The organism is Micromonospora sp. NPDC005257 (assembly GCF_042872445.1).
GTDB lineage: Bacteria > Actinomycetota > Actinomycetes > Mycobacteriales > Micromonosporaceae > Micromonospora.
Map to the genome: position 1 here is coordinate 316,089 of NZ_JBIAKL010000004.1, position 17,327 is coordinate 333,415.

14 protein-coding genes are annotated in these 17,327 nt (G+C 70.1%); 11 read left to right on the top strand and 3 right to left on the bottom strand.

The window, feature by feature from the left end; genetic code table 11:
- Positions 1-67 precede the first annotated feature (67 nt).
- Positions 68-541: a hypothetical protein gene (locus ACFYO8_RS11345; protein ID WP_354864708.1), complete on the bottom strand. Its 474-nt coding sequence runs from the start codon at positions 539-541 to the stop codon at positions 68-70.
- An 89-nt stretch (positions 542-630) separates the two neighbouring features.
- Here ACFYO8_RS11345 and ACFYO8_RS11350 point away from each other — a divergent pair, with 89 nt between their 5' ends.
- Together ACFYO8_RS11350 and ACFYO8_RS11355 are read left to right on the top strand one after the other, a co-directional pair.
- Positions 631-1,362 carry a hypothetical protein gene (locus tag ACFYO8_RS11350; protein ID WP_354864709.1) on the top strand — a complete coding sequence of 244 codons (732 nt, stop codon included), beginning with the start codon at positions 631-633 and terminating at the stop codon, positions 1,360-1,362.
- 69 nt (positions 1,363-1,431) lie between these two features.
- A complete protein-coding gene (locus ACFYO8_RS11355; RefSeq protein WP_354864711.1) occupies positions 1,432-1,875 on the top strand; it encodes a hypothetical protein in 444 nt (147 codons plus the stop codon).
- 156 nt (positions 1,876-2,031) lie between these two features.
- Here the strand turns inward: ACFYO8_RS11355 and ACFYO8_RS11360 are convergent, their stop codons facing one another.
- Together ACFYO8_RS11360 and ACFYO8_RS11365 are read right to left on the bottom strand one after the other, a co-directional pair.
- A complete protein-coding gene (locus ACFYO8_RS11360; protein ID WP_354864713.1) occupies positions 2,032-3,675 on the bottom strand; it encodes a glycoside hydrolase family 13 protein in 1,644 nt (547 codons plus the stop codon).
- A gap of 280 nt (positions 3,676-3,955) precedes the next feature.
- Positions 3,956-5,032 carry a LacI family DNA-binding transcriptional regulator gene (locus ACFYO8_RS11365; RefSeq protein ID WP_354864715.1) on the bottom strand — a complete coding sequence of 359 codons (1,077 nt, stop codon included), beginning with the start codon at positions 5,030-5,032 and terminating at the stop codon, positions 3,956-3,958.
- A 199-nt stretch (positions 5,033-5,231) separates the two neighbouring features.
- Here ACFYO8_RS11365 and ACFYO8_RS11370 point away from each other — a divergent pair, with 199 nt between their 5' ends.
- From ACFYO8_RS11370 to ACFYO8_RS11410, 9 genes are all read left to right on the top strand, one after another.
- A complete protein-coding gene (locus tag ACFYO8_RS11370) occupies positions 5,232-6,482 on the top strand; it encodes a maltose ABC transporter substrate-binding protein (protein WP_354864717.1) in 1,251 nt (416 codons plus the stop codon).
- Positions 6,482-8,125, top strand: a complete 1,644-nt coding sequence (locus ACFYO8_RS11375; protein ID WP_354864719.1) for an ABC transporter permease subunit — start codon at positions 6,482-6,484, stop codon at positions 8,123-8,125. Before ACFYO8_RS11370 ends, ACFYO8_RS11375 begins: the two co-directional genes overlap by 1 nt.
- Complete coding sequence (locus ACFYO8_RS11380; RefSeq protein WP_354864721.1) at positions 8,122-9,027, top strand: sugar ABC transporter permease; 906 nt, start codon at positions 8,122-8,124, stop codon at positions 9,025-9,027. The genes ACFYO8_RS11375 and ACFYO8_RS11380 overlap by 4 nt, the downstream gene beginning before the upstream one ends.
- 141 nt (positions 9,028-9,168) lie before the next feature.
- Complete coding sequence (locus ACFYO8_RS11385; RefSeq protein WP_355093519.1) at positions 9,169-10,980, top strand: glycoside hydrolase family 13 protein; 1,812 nt, start codon at positions 9,169-9,171, stop codon at positions 10,978-10,980.
- 167 nt (positions 10,981-11,147) lie between these two features.
- The gene (locus tag ACFYO8_RS11390) at positions 11,148-11,489 is read left to right on the top strand and encodes a hypothetical protein (protein WP_354864725.1); all 342 of its coding nucleotides are present in this window, start codon (positions 11,148-11,150) and stop codon (positions 11,487-11,489) included.
- A gap of 278 nt (positions 11,490-11,767) precedes the next feature.
- Positions 11,768-12,838, top strand: coding sequence for a BMP family ABC transporter substrate-binding protein (locus ACFYO8_RS11395; protein WP_354865262.1), 1,071 nt, complete (start codon positions 11,768-11,770; stop codon positions 12,836-12,838).
- Positions 12,839-12,999: 161 nt separating this feature from the next.
- Positions 13,000-14,616, top strand: coding sequence for an ABC transporter ATP-binding protein (locus ACFYO8_RS11400; RefSeq protein ID WP_354864727.1), 1,617 nt, complete (start codon positions 13,000-13,002; stop codon positions 14,614-14,616).
- Between the two features lie 173 nt (positions 14,617-14,789).
- Complete coding sequence (locus tag ACFYO8_RS11405; protein WP_387187496.1) at positions 14,790-15,977, top strand: ABC transporter permease; 1,188 nt, start codon at positions 14,790-14,792, stop codon at positions 15,975-15,977.
- Positions 15,978-15,979: 2 nt separating this feature from the next.
- Positions 15,980-17,260 (top strand): ABC transporter permease, encoded by a 1,281-nt coding sequence (locus ACFYO8_RS11410; RefSeq protein WP_354864731.1) that lies wholly within the window; start codon positions 15,980-15,982, stop codon positions 17,258-17,260.
- Positions 17,261-17,327: the final 67 nt, after the last annotated feature.

The window sequence follows — 17,327 nt, forward strand, 5'->3', positions numbered from 1 at the left end:
TTCAATTTTCCCCCGTTCTTGGAAGGCACCGGAAGGCGCCCGAACAACTTGCCTTTCGGCGTTTCCCTCATCGCCACGCGGTGCACGTGTCATTGCCGTCCGGATTGCCCGTGGGTGACGATGCGCACCACTGCAGGGAGTATTCCCAACTGACCATCGTCGTGACGTAGTTGCCGACTCCGCTTACCTGTACCGAAGTTGCGGTCTGGTTCAGGCCCCCGTATGTGGGCTGCCAGTCCAGCCGCAGCGTCGAGACGTCCCCGAACCAGGCGGCGTTGTACTCGCCCCACATCGCGCCGCAGGTCGGCGAGTAGTAGAGATCGCCGTGCGCCACGTTGTCGTCCGGGTCGTTCCCGTCCACGCGCGAGAAGCTGGCAATTGCGTACGCGCCGGTGACGCACCCGTTGGCGGATGCCATTTTTCCGTTGCAGCCGGTCCGGCTGCATCCGGCGGCTGCCGCCGCCGTCGCCGGTGACAGGGCCGCGACGAGCCCGGCGCAGATCAGCGCAGCCGTGGCCGTTTTTCGCATTTTCTTCGTCAACTATTCCTCCCCGTGGTTTGCGGCAGTTGCCGCGAGCAACAGGCTGGCAGAGGAATGGCGAGGGTGCAACGCATTGACCGTTGTCGTAAGTGCGGGTAGCCTGCGATGCGGCCGTGGTGGATTGCGACGTCGGGGCCGTTCCACGACACGGGGAGCGCAATGTGAACGAGACGACCGCGCGCGAGGCCGATTCGGCTCCCGCGGGCCGCACGAGGCCGCCCGGCAGACGGCTCCGGATCGCCGTGCCCGTGCTGGTGTTGCTGCTGGCCGGTGCGGCGGGCTTCGTGCTGTGGGGCGAGCGGGGCGCGGAACCGGGCCGCCCCCCGGCGCCGATCGGCGCCAGGGGCGAACCGGGGGAGTACCAGTCCGTCCCGACCGCTGCCGTCCCCACCGCGTCGGGGCCGGCACAGGTGTTCGCCGGCACCACAGCGGAGGAGGTCACGGACGCGTGGGTCCGGCGGTGGCCCGGGCCGGTGACGATGGACCGCTCGTTGCGCATCATCAACGTGACGCTGCCGGGGACGCGGGATGAGTTGTCCGCGGCGGTCGTTCCGCCGACGAAGGACCGCCGAGACGAGGTGGGACACGTCATCTGTCGCGTCAAGCTTCAGGGCAGCCTGTCCCGGTCGTTGCTGCGGACGCTCGTCGACGGCTGCCTCGGCCCGGTGCTCAAGACCGACGAACGCGCGGCGGTGCGCGACTGGCTGACCGGCGTCGACCTGTCCCCACCGCACTTCCAGATGAAGCGGTCGCCTCGCTTCGAGCTGCAGGTGAACCGCAACGCCGAGCCCAATCTGATGCTGACCCTGAACGCGCGCTGACCCGGGCCGGTCGGCGTACGTCGAGGCGAATGACCCCCTGTCCGGGGCCGCAACGGCCATGATGTGCCTGTGGGCGCACTCGTGACACTGGACCTGCCGGACGACTCACCGATCCGGGGCCTGCCGTGGATCATCACGTTCGGCCCGCTCGGTGCCGAGGACGACTGGGAGCCGGTGGTCTGCGGCCCGTACGAGCGACCGCACGCGCTGGCGCTGGCCGAGGCGGTGGTGGCCGAGGAGCAGCTGATGGCGGTGGTGGAGCCGCTGCTGCCGGCGTTGACGCCGGAGGAGATCCGGGGCGAGATCGCCGCCGCGCAGATCGCCGCCGAGGACGAGGCGGCCGAGGTCGACCGGGCGGATCTCTACGGCGACTTCGAGGACGTCATCGACGAGGAACTGGAACGGGCCGCCGAGCGCGAACCGGAGCCCGAGCCGGCGAAGGCGCCCGACCGGGAGGAGATCCGTGCCGGGTTCGCCCGGATCTCCGCGCTGCTCACCGCCAAGGGCGGCTGAGCACGCTCAGCGCTGGTCACGTGCTTCCCGATGGACGCCGGCCCCCCGGGAGCGGACTCCCGAGGGGCCGGGACCACCTCACCCCCACCACAAGGGGTCGGCAGCCCCAGCCGCCCGTCGGCGCGGGGCACAACGGACGGCCAGGTCGATGGCGGGTTACCCGGCTGGACGCCGTTCGAACCACGCAGCCGCGTCCACCGGCAGGACGTGCCCGTCGCCCCGCTCGGTGAGTTCGGCGCTCGCGACGAGCGGGCGGCCGTGGCCGCTCACCGTCACGTCGGCGCCGCTGATGTTGACCACACCGGTCACCTCGGCGTCCCCGGCGGCGCGACGGAACGCGAGTACGCCGGGCTCGGTCTCCAGCCAGGTGATCCCCTCCAGGCCGGCCAGCGCCGGGTGCTCGTGCCGGATGCGCAGCGCGGTCCGGTACAGCTCCAGCGTCGAGCCGGGCACCCCGGTCTGGGCGGCCACCGACAGTGACCGCCAGGTCGCCGGCGCCGGCAGCCAGCTCAGCTCGCTGCCGGCGGGCCCGAAGCCGTACGGGGGCAGGTCGCCGCCCCACGGAATGGGCACCCGGCAGCCGTCCCGGCTCTCCCCGGTACGCCGGAACGCCGGGTCCTGACGCAGCTCGTCCGGGAGGTCCAGCACCTCCGGCAGGCCCAGTTCCTCGCCCTGGTAGACGTACGCGCAGCCGGGCAGCGCGAACATCAGCAGCGCGGCGGCGCGGGCGCGGCGCAGGCCGACCTCGCCGTCGCCGTACCGGGTGACGTGCCGCTGCCGGTCGTGGTTGGAGAGCACCCAGGTGGTGGGCGCGCCCACGATCGTCGCCTCGGCGAGCGCGGTGTCGATCACCTTGCGGAACGAGTCGGCCGACCAGGTGGCGTCGAGGAAGTCGAAGCTGAACGCCTGGTGCAGCTCGTCCGGGCCGATGTAGCGGGCCAGCCGCTGCGGCGTCTCGGCCCACGCCTCGGCGACCGCCATCCGGCCGCCCGGGTAGCTGTCCAGGATCGGCCGCCAGGCGCGGTAGATGTCGTGCACCTCGTCCTGGTCGAAGTACGGCAGCCGGCCCTTGCCCAGCAGCTCGGACTGGCGCTGGCCGGTGGTCATCGAGCTGAAGCCGACGTCCGGCAGTCCCTCGGCCTTGAGCATCCCGTGCGCCACGTCGATCCGGAAGCCGTCCACGCCCCGGTCCAGCCAGAAGCGGAGCACGTCCTCGAACTCGGCCCGCACCTCCGGGTGGCGCCAGTTCAGGTCCGGCTGCGCCGGGTCGAACAGGTGCAGGTACCACTGGCCGTCGACCACGCGCGTCCAGGCCGGGCCGCCGAAGATGCTCTCCCAGTCGTTCGGCGGCAGCTCACCCTGCTCGCCCTTGCCGTCGGCGAACAGGTAGCGCTCGCGCTCCGGCGAGCCCGGTCCGGCGGCGAGCGCGGCGGCGAACCACGGGTGCGCGCTGGAGGTGTGGTTGGGCACCATGTCGACGATGATCCGCAGACCGAGCGCGTGCGCGTCGCTGATCATCTCGTCGAAGTCGGTCAGGTTGCCGAACAGCGGGTCGACGTCGCGGTAGTCGGCCACGTCGTAGCCGGCGTCGACCTGCGGCGAGGTGTAGAACGGCGTCAGCCAGAGCGCGTCCACGCCGAGGTCGCGCAGGTAGGGCAGGCGCTGCCGGATGCCCTGGAGGTCACCCACACCGTCGGAGTTCGCGTCCGCGAAGCTGCGGACGTACACCTGGTAGACGACCGCGGACCGCCACCAGTCGTCGTCGGCGGTGCGCGGGGTGGTGCTGGGGGCGGAGGTCATCGCTGTCGATCCCGTTCTGTGGCGGCTTCTGGTGCGGCGCAGAGTGTCTGAGCAGAATGCCGCCACCGCCATGCAAGAGTCAAGCATTCCTTGCGCAAGAAATGACGGCAATCACCCACTCGCGGGCGCCTCCGCCCTCTGGACCGTCTCCCGCATCCCGAGACGCCCACCCCGTCCCACCCCGCCCTCGACCCGGCTGCCCAGCGGCGTTGATCAAGGGGTTGGTGTCCGGAATGGAGATCGACTCCGCCGAAACTCCTTGATCACCGGGGAGGTGGGGTCAGGCGGGGACGGGGAGGGAGGGGGAAGGGGTGGCGGGGCGCTGGAGGGCCGGCGGGCTCGTGGGCTTGGCCCCCGCTGTCGAGCCGCGTACCACCAGCTCGGGGCGGAACAGGTATTCGGAGTTCGGGGACGGGTGGCCGTTGATCTCGTCGACCAGGGCGCGGACCGCCGCGACCGCCATCGCGGCGACCGGCTGGCGCACGGTGGTCAGCGGCGGGTCGGTGAAGGCCATGAGCGGGGAGTCGTCGTACCCGACCACGGAGATGTCGCCCGGCACCGACAGTCCGCGCTGGCGGGCGGCCCGGATCGCGCCGAGCGCCATCAGGTCCGAGCCGCAGACCAGCCCGGTCACGCCACGCTCGATGAGCCGGCCGGCGGCGGCCTCGCCACCCTCGACGCCGAACAGGGACAGCTCGGTTAGCTCGGCCAGATCGTCCTCGGTGGTGTCGGTCAGGCGCCCCATCGCGGCCTTGTAGCCGGCGACCTTGCGCTGCACGGGTACGAACCGGTCCGGGCCGGTGATCAGGCCGATCCGGCGGTGCCCGAGAGCGACCAGGTGGGCGACCGCCAGTTCGGCGGACTCGCGGTCGTCGCAGGAGACGAACGGCGCGGGGATGCCCGGGGCGTATCCGTTGATCATGACGATCGGCAGCGGCCGGGCCAGCAGCGTGCGGTAGCGGTCGTGGTCCGCGGCGGTGTCGGCGTGCAGGCCGGAGACGAAGACGATGCCGGAGACCTGCCGGTCCAGCAGCATCTCCACGTACTCGTCCTCGCGGACGCCGCCGGGCGTCTGCGTGCAGAGCACCGGTGTGTAGCCGGTGGGAGCCAGCGCGGACTCGATGATCTGGGCGAACGCCGGGAAGATCGGGTTGTCCAGCTCCGGCACGACCAGGCCGACCAGTCCGGCGCTGCGCTTGCGCAGCCGAGCCGGCCGCTCGTAGCCGAGCACGTCGAGGGCGGTCAGGACGGCCTGCCGGGTCTCGGGGGCCACACCGGGGCGGTCGTTGAGCACCCGCGACACCGTGGCCTCGCTGACTTCAGCCTGGTGGGCGATGTCGGATAGTCGAGCGCGCATGTGCGGCACTTTAGCCCAACGGCAAAGTCTTGCGTACACTTCTGCAAGCCCTTCCATTCTCTGCAACCTCTTGCTAACGTCCCCGCAACATGCGGGAGCAGCGGCGCAGCACCTCGGCGCCGGTCAGCAAGAACTTTCAGAGGTTTCCACTGGCGGGCCGCCCTTCCCCCGGCGGGCCGCCATGACGACAGGAGTACCGATGCGCATCCGTACCGCGGGTGTGGTCGCCGTCCTCGGCCTGGCGCTCGCCGCCTCCGGCTGTGGTGACAGCGGCAGCGACAAGCCGGCCGCCGGCGAATCCGCCAAGGCGACCGGTGGCAAGCTGGTCATCTGGGCCGACGACAAGCGCGCGGCCGCGCTCAAGCCGTTCGCCGAGGAGTTCGGCAAGGAGAACGGCGTGACCGTCGAGGTCCAGGCCGTCTCCAAGGACCTGCAGACCAACTTCGTCACCGCCTCCCAGCAGGGCAGCGGCCCGGACGTCGTGGTCGGGGCGCACGACTGGATCGGAAACATGGTCCAGAACGGCGCCATCGACCCGGTGCAGCTCACCGCCGAGCAGAAGGCGGGCTTCAACGAGACGGCGGTCAAGGCGGTCACCTTCAACGGCCAGCTCTACGGCGTGCCCTACGCCACCGAGAACCTGGCGCTGATCCGCAACACCGAGCTGGCACCCGAGGCGCCGAAGACGATCGAGGACCTGGTCGCCGCCGGCAAGAAGCTCAAGGCCGAGAAGAAGGCCAGCGAGATCCTGTGCCTGCAGTCCGGCCAGAACGGCGATGCCTACCACATCTACCCGCTGTACACCTCCGGCGGCGGCTACCTGTTCGGCACCACTGCCAACGGCGACTACGACCCGAAGGACCTGGGCGTGGGCAAGCCGGAGTCGATCGCGGCCTTCCAGAAGATCGCGAAGCTGGGTGAGAAGGGCGAGGGTGCGCTGAAGCGCTCCATCACCGGTGAGAACTCCATCGCCACCTTCACCGGCAAGAAGTGCGCCTACCTGGTGTCCGGCCCGTGGGCCGTGGCCGACGCCAAGAAGGCCAACATCGCGTACGACATCTCCCCGGTCCCCGGCTTCGCCGGTGGCAAGGAGGCCCAGCCGTTCGTGGGCGTCCAGGCGTTCTACGTCGCCGCCAAGGGCAAGAACAAGGCCCTGGCCCAGGAGTTCGTCACCAACTACGTGACCAAGCCCGAGCTGGCCGTCGCGCTGTACAAGGCCGAGCCGCGTCCGCCGGCGCTGACCGCCGCCTTCGAACAGGTCAAGGGCGAGGACGCGGACCTGGCCAAGTTCTCCGAGGCCGGTAAGAACGGCCAGGTGCTCCCGGCGATCCCGGCCATGGCCGCGATCTGGGACCCGTTCGGCAAGGCGGAGGCCGCCATCATCGGCGGCGCCGACCCGGCCAAGACGATCACGGCCGCCGGCAAGACCATCCAGGGCCAGATCAAGTAATGAGCGCGCCGCTGTCCGGCCCGGGGTCTGCACCGCAGGCCCCGGGCCGGGAGCCCGTACGCCGTGGGCTCCCGCGCACGTCCCGTACCGCGCGGCAACACGCGCCGATCACCGCGACCGGCCTCGTCGCCAAGGTGGTCCTGCTCGGCCTGGTGGCCGGGATCGCGATGTGGGCGGCGTTCCCGCTCATCGAGGCCGAACACTGGATCGGGCTGGGCGTCCTGGTGGTCACCACCGCCGGCCTGTTCTACCTCTACCTGAGCCGCCGGCACATCCCGGCCAAGTACCTGGTGCCCGGCACGCTCTTCCTGATCGCCTTCCAGGTCGTCCCGGTGCTCTACACCGCGAGCACCGCGTTCACGAACTTCGGCGACGGGCACCGGGGCAGCAAGGACGACGCGATCGTCGCCGTGCAGACCGCCTCGGTCCAGCAGGTGCCCGGCTCGACCGAGTACAACCTCACCATCGCCACCGAGGGCGACCCGGCGACCGGTGACCTGGTCTTCCTGCTCGGTGACCCGAAGACCAGGGAGGTCTTCGCCGGGGACGCGGACGGGCTGCGCAAGCTCGACGCCGCCGACGTCGAGGTGAGCAGCCTCAGCGGCAAGATCACCGCTGCGGACGGCTACACCGTCCTGAACATCGGGCAGGCCAGCGCGCGCAGCGACGCCGTCACCGCGCTCGTCGTGCCCACCGACGAGGGCGCCATCCGCTCCAACGGCCTGACCCGCGCCTACGAGGGCAAGGCGATCCGGGCGTACGACGCCGCGTGCGACTGCGTCAAGGACAGCGAGACCGGCAAGACGTGGACCGCCGACGAGAAGACCGGCGCCTTCGTCGCCGCCGACGGCGAGCGACTCGCCCAGGGCTGGAAGGTCGACGTCGGGCTGAAGAACTTCGCCGCGGTGCTCACCGACGGCAACATCTCCGGCCCGTTCTTCGGCACGCTGGCCTGGAACTTCGCGTTCGCGATCGGCTCCACCGGCCTGACGTTCCTGCTCGGCATGGCCATCGCGCTCGCGCTGCACTCACCCCGGATGCGTGGCACCAACCTCTACCGGATGGTGCTGATCCTGCCGTACGCCATGCCGTCGTTCGCCATGCTGCTGATCTGGCGGGACATGTTCAACACCGACTTCGGCCTGCTCAACAACCTGTTCGGGCTGAACGTCGACTGGTTCGGCGGCAACTGGTCGGCCCGGATCGCGGTGCTGCTGGTGCAGTTGTGGCTCGGCTACCCGTACATGTTCCTGGTGGCCACCGGCGCGCTGCAGGCCATTCCCCGGGAGCTGACCGAGGCGACCTCGGTCGACGGCGCGTCGCCCTGGCAGTCGTTCCGGGCGGTCACCCTGCCGCTGCTGCTGGTGGCGCTGTCGCCGCTGCTGATCGCGTCGTTCGCGTTCAACTTCAACAACGTCAACGCGATCCTGTTCACCACCGAGGGCGGCCCCTTCGCGCCGGACAACCCGACAAACGGCGCCACCGACCTGCTGATCACCTACACGTACCGGCTCGCGTTCGGCGCGCAGGGCGCCGAGTTCGGCCTGGCCGCCACCGTCTCGATCTTCATCTTCGCGATCGTGGCGACGGTCTCGGCGATCAGCTTCCGGCGGACCCGCAAGCAGGAGGAGGTGTACTCGTGACCACAATCGCGGAGACGCCCGCACCCACGGCCACCCGCAAGCCGGCCCGTCGCTCGCGCAGCCGCTGGTTCGCCCAGGTGGGCTGGCGGCACCTGGTCGGGGTGCTGGCGGTGGTGTTCAGCCTCTTCCCGATCCTGTTCGTGATCTCGGCGGCGTTCAACCCGCTCGGCACGCTCTCCTCCACCGAGCTGCTGCCGACCGGGGCGTCGCTGGAGAACTTCACCAACCTGTTCGACACGACCGCGTTCGGCCACTGGTTCCTCAACTCGCTGCTGCTCGCGGGCGTGGCCAGCTTCGCGTCGATCTTCCTGTCGTCGCTCGCGGCGTACGCGTTCTCCCGGATGCGTTTCGCCGGGCGCCGGGTCGGCCTGCTCGCGTTGCTGCTGATCCAGATGTTCCCGCAGTTCCTGGCGATCGTGGCGATCTTCCTGATCTTCACCACGCTCACCGATCTCTACCCGGGGATCGGGTTCAACACCCCGTGGGGCCTGTTCCTGCTCTACATGGGTGGCGCGCTGGGGGCGAACACCTGGCTGATGAAGGGCTTCTTCGACACCCTGCCGAAGGAGCTGGACGAGTCCGCGACCATGGACGGCGCATCGCACGTGCAGATCTTCTTCCGGATCATGCTGCCGCTGGTGGCGCCGATCCTGGCGGTGACCGGCCTGCTCGCGTTCATCGGGTCGATCAACGAGTTCATCATCGCCAACGTGTTCCTCACCGAACCCGAGTCGAAGACCCTCGCGGTCGGCATGTACGGCCTGGTCGCGGGCGAGCGCAACAACAACTTCGGGATGTTCGCGGCGGGCACGCTGCTCACCGCGATCCCCACGGTGCTGGTGTTCCAACTGCTCCAGCGCTACATCGTCTCCGGACTCACCTCCGGAGCGGTAAAGGGCTGAGCCTCCTCGGCTCACGCTGCGGCAAGGGCGTCGTGTCGGCGTACACCGGAGCGGTTCACGGGCGGACCGCCGCGGTCGGGTGAACCGGCCGCGGCGGGTGCCCGCCCCTCTCCCTGCCGGTACGACGCGAAAGGCAGCACCATGTCCCTTCAGCCGCACCACGACGGTTCCGCCACCTACGTCCCGGAGCAGGAGCCCGCGCTCGGGCAGACAGTGCCGGTCTTCGTCCGGGTCCCGGCCGGCTCCGGCGTCTCCCAGGTGCACGTGCGCACCACCGGCGACGGCGAGCCGCGCTTCGCCGAGGCGCGGATCGACCGCACCGACGGCGGCGACGTGTGGTGGCGGGCCGACGTCGAGGTCCGCAACCCGGTCAGCAACTACCGCTTCCTGCTCGACGGCGAGCGCGGCGCCCGCTGGCTGAACGCGGCCGGGCTGGCCGGTCACGACGTGCCGGACAACGGCGACTTCAAGCTGGTCAGCTACGCCCCGCCGCCGGCCTGGACCCGGGACGCGGTCATCTACCAGATCTTCCCGGACCGGTTCGCCCGTTCGGCCGCCGCCGACGGCCGCACCGTGCCGGACTGGGCCGTCGGATGCGACTGGGACACCCCGGTCATCGGCCGCGGCCCGGAGACGCCCCGGCAGTTCTACGGCGGCGACCTCGACGGGATCGCCGAGCGCCTGGACCACCTGGACCGGCTCGGCGTCAACACCGTCTACCTCACGCCGGTCTTCCCGGCGCGCTCCAACCACAGGTACGACGCGTCGAGCTTCGACACCGTCGACCCGCTGCTCGGCGGCGACGCGGCGCTGGCCCGGCTCGCCGACGCGGTGCACGCCCGGGGCTGGCGGCTGCTCGGCGACATCACCAGCAACCACACCGGCGACGCCCACGACTGGTTCACCGCCGCCGTCTCCGACGTGCACGCGCCGGAACGCGATCTGTACTACTTCGACCTGACCGGCGGCGACTACGAGTCGTGGAACGGGGTGAAGTCGCTGCCGAAGCTCAACTGGGGCAGCGCGGAACTGCGCCGCCGCTTCGCCACCGCCGAGGACTCGCTGCTGCGCCGCTGGCTGCGCCCGCCGTACGGGCTGGACGGCTGGCGGGTCGACGTGGCGAACATGACCGGCCGGCGGGGCGCGGACGCGTACACCCACGAGGTGGCGCGGCTGCTGCGCGAGGTGGTCGCCGAAACCCGGCCGGACGGCCTGCTGCTGGCCGAGCACGGCCACGACCACACCGGTGACCTGGACCGCGACGGCTGGCACGGGACGATGAACTACGTCGGCTTCACCGACCCGGTCTGGTCCTGGCTGCGCCACGGCGACGACCCGGTGCCGAACTTCCTCGGCACCCCGGGCGGGGTACGGCGGCGCGACGCGGACGCGGTGCTCGCCACCATGAACACGTACCGGTCGCTGGTGTCCTGGCGGTCGTACACGCACTCGTGGCAGTTGCTCGGCTCGCACGACTCGGCCCGGATCCGCACGGTGGTCGGTGACGCGGCCCGGCAGGAGGTGGCGGCCGGACTGCTCGCCACGATGCCCGGCACGCCCGTGGTCTTCGCCGGGGACGAGCTGGGCCTGACCGGTACGAACGGGGAGGGCTCGCGTACTCCGATGCCGTGGCACCGGCCGGAGAGCTGGGACCGGCGCACGTTCGAGGCGTACCGGGCGTTGCTGACGCTGCGCCGCGACGAGCCGGCGCTGCGCCACGGCGGCCTGCGCTGGGTGCACGCGGACGCGGACACGCTCGTCTTCCTGCGCGAGGCGCCCACGTCGACGGTGCTGGTGCTGGCCCGCCGCGCCCTCGGTGCCCCGGTCCGCCTGGCCGGCCTGCCCGCCGCCACCAACATCTACGGCGACGCCGAAGCCCTGCACCCGGACGCCGAGGGCACGGTGACCCTCCCCGCCGAAGGCCCCACCTTCCAGCTCTGGCGCCTGCGCTGAGACATCCCTCGCCCCGCGATCTTGCGGTTTCGGCCCGTGGCGCCCGGCTTTCGTCCCGCTTGCCGGGGCGGTGACTGCAAGATCGCGGGGGCGGGTGGGTCACGGTATGACGGCAGGTGGTCGGGGTCATTACTACGAAGCGTCGTTGATAGGGGAGGATGGAGCGCGTGGAAGCTCTTCGACTGATTCTTCTCTACGTTCATCTGATCGGTTTCGCGCTGCTGCTCGGCGGTGGGATCGCCCAGTACGTCAGCGGCAAGCTGCGGATCAACGCCGCCATGTTGTGGGGCTCGATCATTCAGGTTCTCACCGGCATCGGGCTGTCCGCCCCGCTGCGTGACGGGGACGAGCCGGCACCGGCAAAACTTGTTACCAAGTTGGTGCTCGCGCTGGTCATCTTCGTCATGGTCTTCTTCTCCCGTAAGCGGGAGACCGTCAACCGTGGCCACTTCCTCGCGATCGTCGGGTTGACGCTGGTCAACGCAGCCGTCGCGGTGTTCTGGCGTTAATTCGCCGCACGCTGGGGAAGCTCGGAAAAACGGACGTTCGCGACACCACCGCGCACGCCTACCGGGCGGATAAGTGACGTGCCCCACGCAAGGGTTACACCGGGGTAACGGACGCTCAACAGTCGTGCACGATTGGCGGCCGGTGGGTGGGCGCGGGCGTACGCTCCCGTCCGTAACGTGGGACGCCGGCGGCACATCGCAGGCCGGCGCAAGGGCTGCACAACCGCGCACGACGCGGTGTGCAAGGGGAAGGAGACGTCTTGCGCTCTGTGCGTGGGATGCGGATCGCCTCCGCCATTCTGGCGGGTGGACTCGTGCTGGGCGCTGCCGCGTGTGGTGAGGCTCCGGACGACGACAACAACGCCGGTGGCGACGGTGGCAAGAAGTTCAGCGCCTGCATGGTGACCGACGTCGGCGGTATCGACGACAAGTCGTTCAACGCCTCGGCCTGGAAGGGCCTGCAGGAGGCGCAGAAGGAGAACGACAAGATCGAGATCAAGTACGTCCAGTCGAAGGCCGAGGCGGACTACGAGGTCAACCTGACCGGGTTCGTCAACCAGAAGTGCGACTTCATCCTGGCCGTCGGTGGCCTGATGTCGGACGCCACCAAGGCCGCGGCGGAGAAGAACCCGAACCAGCAGTTCGGCATCGTCGACGCCAACCCGGGTGTGAGCAACGTCTACCCGATGCAGTTCGACACCGCGCAGGCCGGGTTCCAGGCCGGCTACCTGGCCGCCGGGATGAGCAAGACCGGCAAGGTCGGCACCTATGGTGGTCTGCCCATCCCGCCGGTCACCATCTTCATGGACGGCTTCGCCGACGGCGTGGCGAACTACAACAAGGCCAAGAGCAAGAACGTCCAGGTGCTGGGCTGGGACAAGGCCACCCAGAAGGGCTCCTTCGCCAACTCGTTCGAGAAGCAGGACGAGGGCAAGAAGGTCTCCGACGCGCTCGTCGCGCAGGGCGCCGACATCGTGATGCCGGTCGCCGGTGGCGCCGGTCTCGGCACCACCTCCGCGGCCAAGGCCTCGGGCGGCAAGTACTCGGTCGTCTGGGTGGACATCGACGGCTGTGAGAGCACCCCGGACTGCGCGGCGATCCTGACCACCGTCGTCAAGAACATCCCGGACGCCGTCAAGGACGCCGTGGTGAAGGCCGCCGGCGGCGAGAAGCTCCAGTCCACGCCGGGCTTCGTCGGCACGCTCGCCAACAACGGCGTCTCGATCGCTCCGTACCACGACTTCGACAGCAAGGTCCCGGCGGACCTGAAGGCCGAGGTCGACAAGATCAAGACGGACATCGCCGCCGGCACCATCACTGTCACCTCGAAGGCCCAGCCGACCAAGTGACCGTCCCGTCGGCCCTCACGGTGCGATCATCGGCAGCGAGGGCCGGCGGGCACCAGGTTTGACGATCCGGCCGTCCCGGCCCGACGGGGAAGGTTCCCCCGCGCCGGGACGGCCGATCATCTTGAAATCCCCCGAACATCCCCACCCGGCGAGGTGGCGGCGTGGCAGGTCGCTACGCTGCACCATCGCTCGCACTCCAGGAGGTTGCGCTGAGACTCGAACTGCGCGGCATCACCAAACGGTTCGGTGATGTGGTCGCCAACGACCACATCGACCTGACGGTGGAGCCTGGAGAGATCCACGCCCTGCTCGGCGAGAACGGCGCCGGCAAGTCGACATTGATGAACGTGCTCTACGGCCTCTACCAGCCGGACGAGGGCGAGATCCTGGTCGACGGAAAGCCGCTGAAGCTGAAGGGCCCGTCGGACGCGATCGCCGCCGGGATCGGGATGGTGCACCAGCACTTCATGCTGGTGCCGGTCTTCACCGTGGCCGAGAACGTGATGCTCGGCGCCGAACAGGTCAAGGGGCCCTTCGCCGGCATCCTCGACCGGCGGCGGGCCCGGCGCGAGGTCGCCGAGGTCTCCGAGCGGTACAACCTGCGGGTCGACCCGGACGCGGTGATCGAGGACCTGCCGGTCGGCATCCAGCAGCGGGTGGAGATCGTCAAGGCCCTCACCCGCGACGTCGACCTGCTGATCCTCGACGAGCCCACGGCCGTGCTCACCCCGCAGGAGACCGAGGAACTGCTCACCGTCATGCGGTCGCTCAAGGCCGCCGGTAAGTCGATCGTGTTCATCACCCACAAGCTGGGCGAGGTGAAGGCGATCGCGGACCGGATCACCGTGATCCGGCGCGGGAGGACGGTCGGCACCGCCGAGCCGAGCGCGAGCCGGGACGAGCTGGCGGCGCTCATGGTGGGACGCAGCGTCCGGCTGACAGTGGACAAGAAGCCGGCCACCCCTGGTAAGCCGATCCTGGAGGTCTCCGGCCTGGTCGTGGACGACGACCGGCAGGTACGCGCGGTCGACGGCGTAGACCTGACCGTGCACGCCGGTGAGGTGCTCGGCGTCGCGGGCGTGCAGGGCAACGGACAGACCGAGCTGATCGAGGCGATCATGGGCCTGCGCCCGGTGCTCGCCGGCACGATCAGCCTCGACGGCCAGCCGACGACCGGCTGGTCGACCAAGAAGGTGCTGCACGCCGGCGTCGGCTATGTGCCCGAGGACCGCAGCGTGGACGGCCTGGTCAAGGATTTCTCCGTCGCGGAGAACCTGGTGCTGGACATGTACGACCGGCCCCCGTTCGGCAGGGGCCTGTCGCTCAAGCCCGAGGCCATCGCGAAGTCGGCGCGGGAACGGATCGCGCAGTTCGACGTCCGTACCTCCTCGGCCGACGCGGCGGTCGGCACGCTCTCCGGCGGCAACCAGCAGAAGGTGATCGTGGCCCGGGAGCTGTCCCGGCCGCTGAAGCTCTTCATCGCCGCCCAGCCCACCCGGGGCGTGGACGTCGGCTCGATCGAGTTCATCCACAGCCGGGTCATCCGCGAGCGGGATGTCGGCACCGCGGTACTGGTGGTCTCCAGCGAACTGGACGAGGTGATCGGCCTGGCCGACCGGATCGCGGTGATGTACCGCGGCCGGATCCTCGGCATCGTCGGCCCGGACACCCCGCGCGAGGAGATCGGCCTGCTGATGGCCGGCATCACCCCGGACGCCGCCACCCCGGACGCCGTCACCGCGACCGACGACGGCCCTGGCAACGAGGACGAGGCATGACCAACCCGAACCCCGTCTCGGGCTCGCCGGACAAGGAACCGGCGACCGAGGCGCAGGAGTCGCTGAGCGAGGCCCGGGCGACGCCGACACAGCCGGCCGGTGACACCGAGCAGACGGTGCCCGCCACCGCGACCGCGAAGAAGCCGGCCCCGGACGAGGAGTCCCGCCCCAGCATGGGCCGGCTGTTCCTGGACAACTTCTGGGCCGCCAACACGGTCACCGTGACGGTGCTCGCGGTGCTGCTGGCCATGGTGGTCGGCGCGGTGCTGATCATCGTGTCCGACCCGGAGGTGCTGGCCACCTACAGCTACATCACGGCTCGCCCCTCGGACGCGCTGAGCGCGAGCTGGACGGTGGTCAGCGAGGCGTACGCGAACCTGTTCAAGGGCGCGATCTTCGACCCGGACGCGGTCGGCTTCACCGCCGCCCTGAGCCCGATCTCGGAGACGCTCACCTACGCCGCGCCGCTCGTCTTCACCGGCCTGTCGGTGGCGCTCGCCTTCCGGGGCGGCCTGTTCAACATCGGCGCCCAGGGTCAGGCGACGATCGCCGTCATCCTGGCCGCCGTGGCCGGCTTCGCGCTGCCGCTGCCGCCCGTCGTGCACATGCTGGTGGCGCTGATCGCCGGCGCGCTCGGCGGCGCGCTCTGGGGCTTCATCCCCGGCATCCTCAAGGCGCGGGCCGGCGCGCACGAGGTGATCAACACGATCATGCTCAACTACGTGGCGGTCTACTTCCTGTCCTGGATCATCGTCCAGAACGGGGTGCAGAACCCGAACCGCGCGGATGCGATCAGCAAGCCGGTCGACTCCTCCGCGCAGTTGCCCCGGCTGTTCGGCGAGGACCTGCGGGTGCACTTCGGCATCCTGCTCGCGGTGGCGGCCACCTGGTTCATCGCCTGGCTGCTCAACCGCTCCACGCTCGGCTTCGAGTTGCGCGCCGTCGGCGCGAACCCGGACGCGGCCCGGACCGCCGGCATCAGCGTGACCAAGACGTACGTGCTGGTGATGGTGTTCGCGGGCATGCTGGCCGGTCTGGGCGGCTCGACCATGGTGCTCGGCACCACGGCCAACGCGCTGACCCCGCTGGTGATCGCACAGATCGGCTTCGACGGCATCCTGGTCGCGCTGCTCGGGCGCGTGAAGCCGTGGGGTGTGCTGCTGGCCGCGCTGCTGTTCGGCGCGCTCCAGGCCGGCGGCAACCGAATGCAGTCGTACTCCGGCATCTCGCTCGAACTGGTCACTGTGCTCCAGGCGCTCATCGTCATCTTCATCGCCGCGCCTGCCCTGGTGAAGACGATCTTCCAGCTCCGGGCGGCCCGTGCCGCCCGGCTGCAGACGAGCCTCGCGAAGGGCTGGTGAGCATGTCCACCACCGCTGTCCCCGAGGTCGCGGTAACCCCGGTCGACGAGGGTTTCTGGACCCGTAACCGCAAGATCGGCGCGGTCCTGCTGGCGCTCGGTGTGCTCGCGGCGGTGCTGTTCGGCGCGCTCGCGACCGACCAGCACGCGCGGTTCACGCTCAGCGAGACCGAGGGCGGCGCCGCCCTGGAGATCAACGGCACGGTCGGCGCGATCCTGTTCGGGCTGATCACCGCCGCCGCCGGCGGCGCGCTGCTGGCCGGTGTGCCGAAGCGCTGGTTCACGCTGCTGCTCGGCGCCGGGCTGGTCGCCTTCGTGCTGAGCTTCCTGTGCTGGCAGGTCTCCGCCGCGCCCGAGGGCCGCAACTTCATGCCGCTGGTGAACGTCGTACGCGGCACGTTCATCCTGGCCCTGCCGCTGATCTTCGGCGCGCTCGCCGGTGTGCTGTGCGAGCGCTCCGGCGTGGTAAACGTGGCCATCGAGGGTCAGCTCCTGATGGGCGCGTTCTCCGGCGCGCTGTTCGGCAGCATGTCCGGCAGCGTCTGGGTGGGCCTGGTGGCCGCCGCCATCGGCGGCGCGTTCATCTCGTTCCTGCTGGCCGTGTTCTCCATCCGCTACCTGGTCGACCAGGTCGTCATGGGCATCGTGCTCAACCTGCTCGCGGTCGGCATCACCGGCTTCCTCTACGAGCGGCTGATGCAGACCGACGCGGCGAAGTACAACAGCGCGCCCCGGTTCGGCAACTGGGAGATCCCGCTGCTGTCCGACATCCCGCTGATCGGTCCGGCGCTGTTCCGGGGCAACATCTTCCTCTACCTCGGCCTGCTGCTGGTGCTGGTCATCCACCTGGCGCTGTTCCGTACCCGGTGGGGTCTACGGACCCGGTCGGTGGGCGAGCACCCGACGGCCGCCGACACGCTGGGCGTGAAGGTGCTGCGGCTGCGCTACCGCAACGTGATCCTGGCCGGTCTGGTGGCCGGCGTCGGCGGCGCCTCCTACACGCTGGCGCTCTACTCGTTCACCAAGAACATGATCGGCGGTAAGGGCTTCATCGCCCTGGCCGCGCTGATCTTTGGCCGGTGGAGCCCGACCGGTGCCCTGCTCGCGGCGCTGTTCTTCGGCTTCGCCGACCAGCTCGCCACCTACCTCGGGGCCATCGGCAGCAGCATCCCGAGCCAGTTCCTGGCGATGCTGCCGTACCTCGCGACGATCCTGGCCGTGGCCGGGCTGGTCGGCAAGGTCCGGGCGCCAGCCGCCGACGGCAAGCCGTACATCAAGGGCTGACCGGGCCGAACGATCCCACAGCGGTCCCGTACCGGGCCGGCTTACGCCGGTTCGGTACGGGACCGCC

Coding starts and splice junctions, on each gene's coding strand:
- ACFYO8_RS11360 (WP_354864713.1), bottom strand. CDS start 3,675: ATGACCTCCGCCCCCAGCACCACCCCGCGCACCGCCGACGACGACTGG.
- ACFYO8_RS11365 (WP_354864715.1), bottom strand. CDS start 5,032: ATGCGCGCTCGACTATCCGACATCGCCCACCAGGCTGAAGTCAGCGAG.
- ACFYO8_RS11370 (WP_354864717.1), top strand. CDS start 5,232: ATGCGCATCCGTACCGCGGGTGTGGTCGCCGTCCTCGGCCTGGCGCTC.
- ACFYO8_RS11375 (WP_354864719.1), top strand. CDS start 6,482: ATGAGCGCGCCGCTGTCCGGCCCGGGGTCTGCACCGCAGGCCCCGGGC.
- ACFYO8_RS11385 (WP_355093519.1), top strand. CDS start 9,169: ATGTCCCTTCAGCCGCACCACGACGGTTCCGCCACCTACGTCCCGGAG.
- ACFYO8_RS11395 (WP_354865262.1), top strand. CDS start 11,768: ATGCGGATCGCCTCCGCCATTCTGGCGGGTGGACTCGTGCTGGGCGCT.
- ACFYO8_RS11405 (WP_387187496.1), top strand. CDS start 14,790: ATGGGCCGGCTGTTCCTGGACAACTTCTGGGCCGCCAACACGGTCACC.
- ACFYO8_RS11410 (WP_354864731.1), top strand. CDS start 15,980: ATGTCCACCACCGCTGTCCCCGAGGTCGCGGTAACCCCGGTCGACGAG.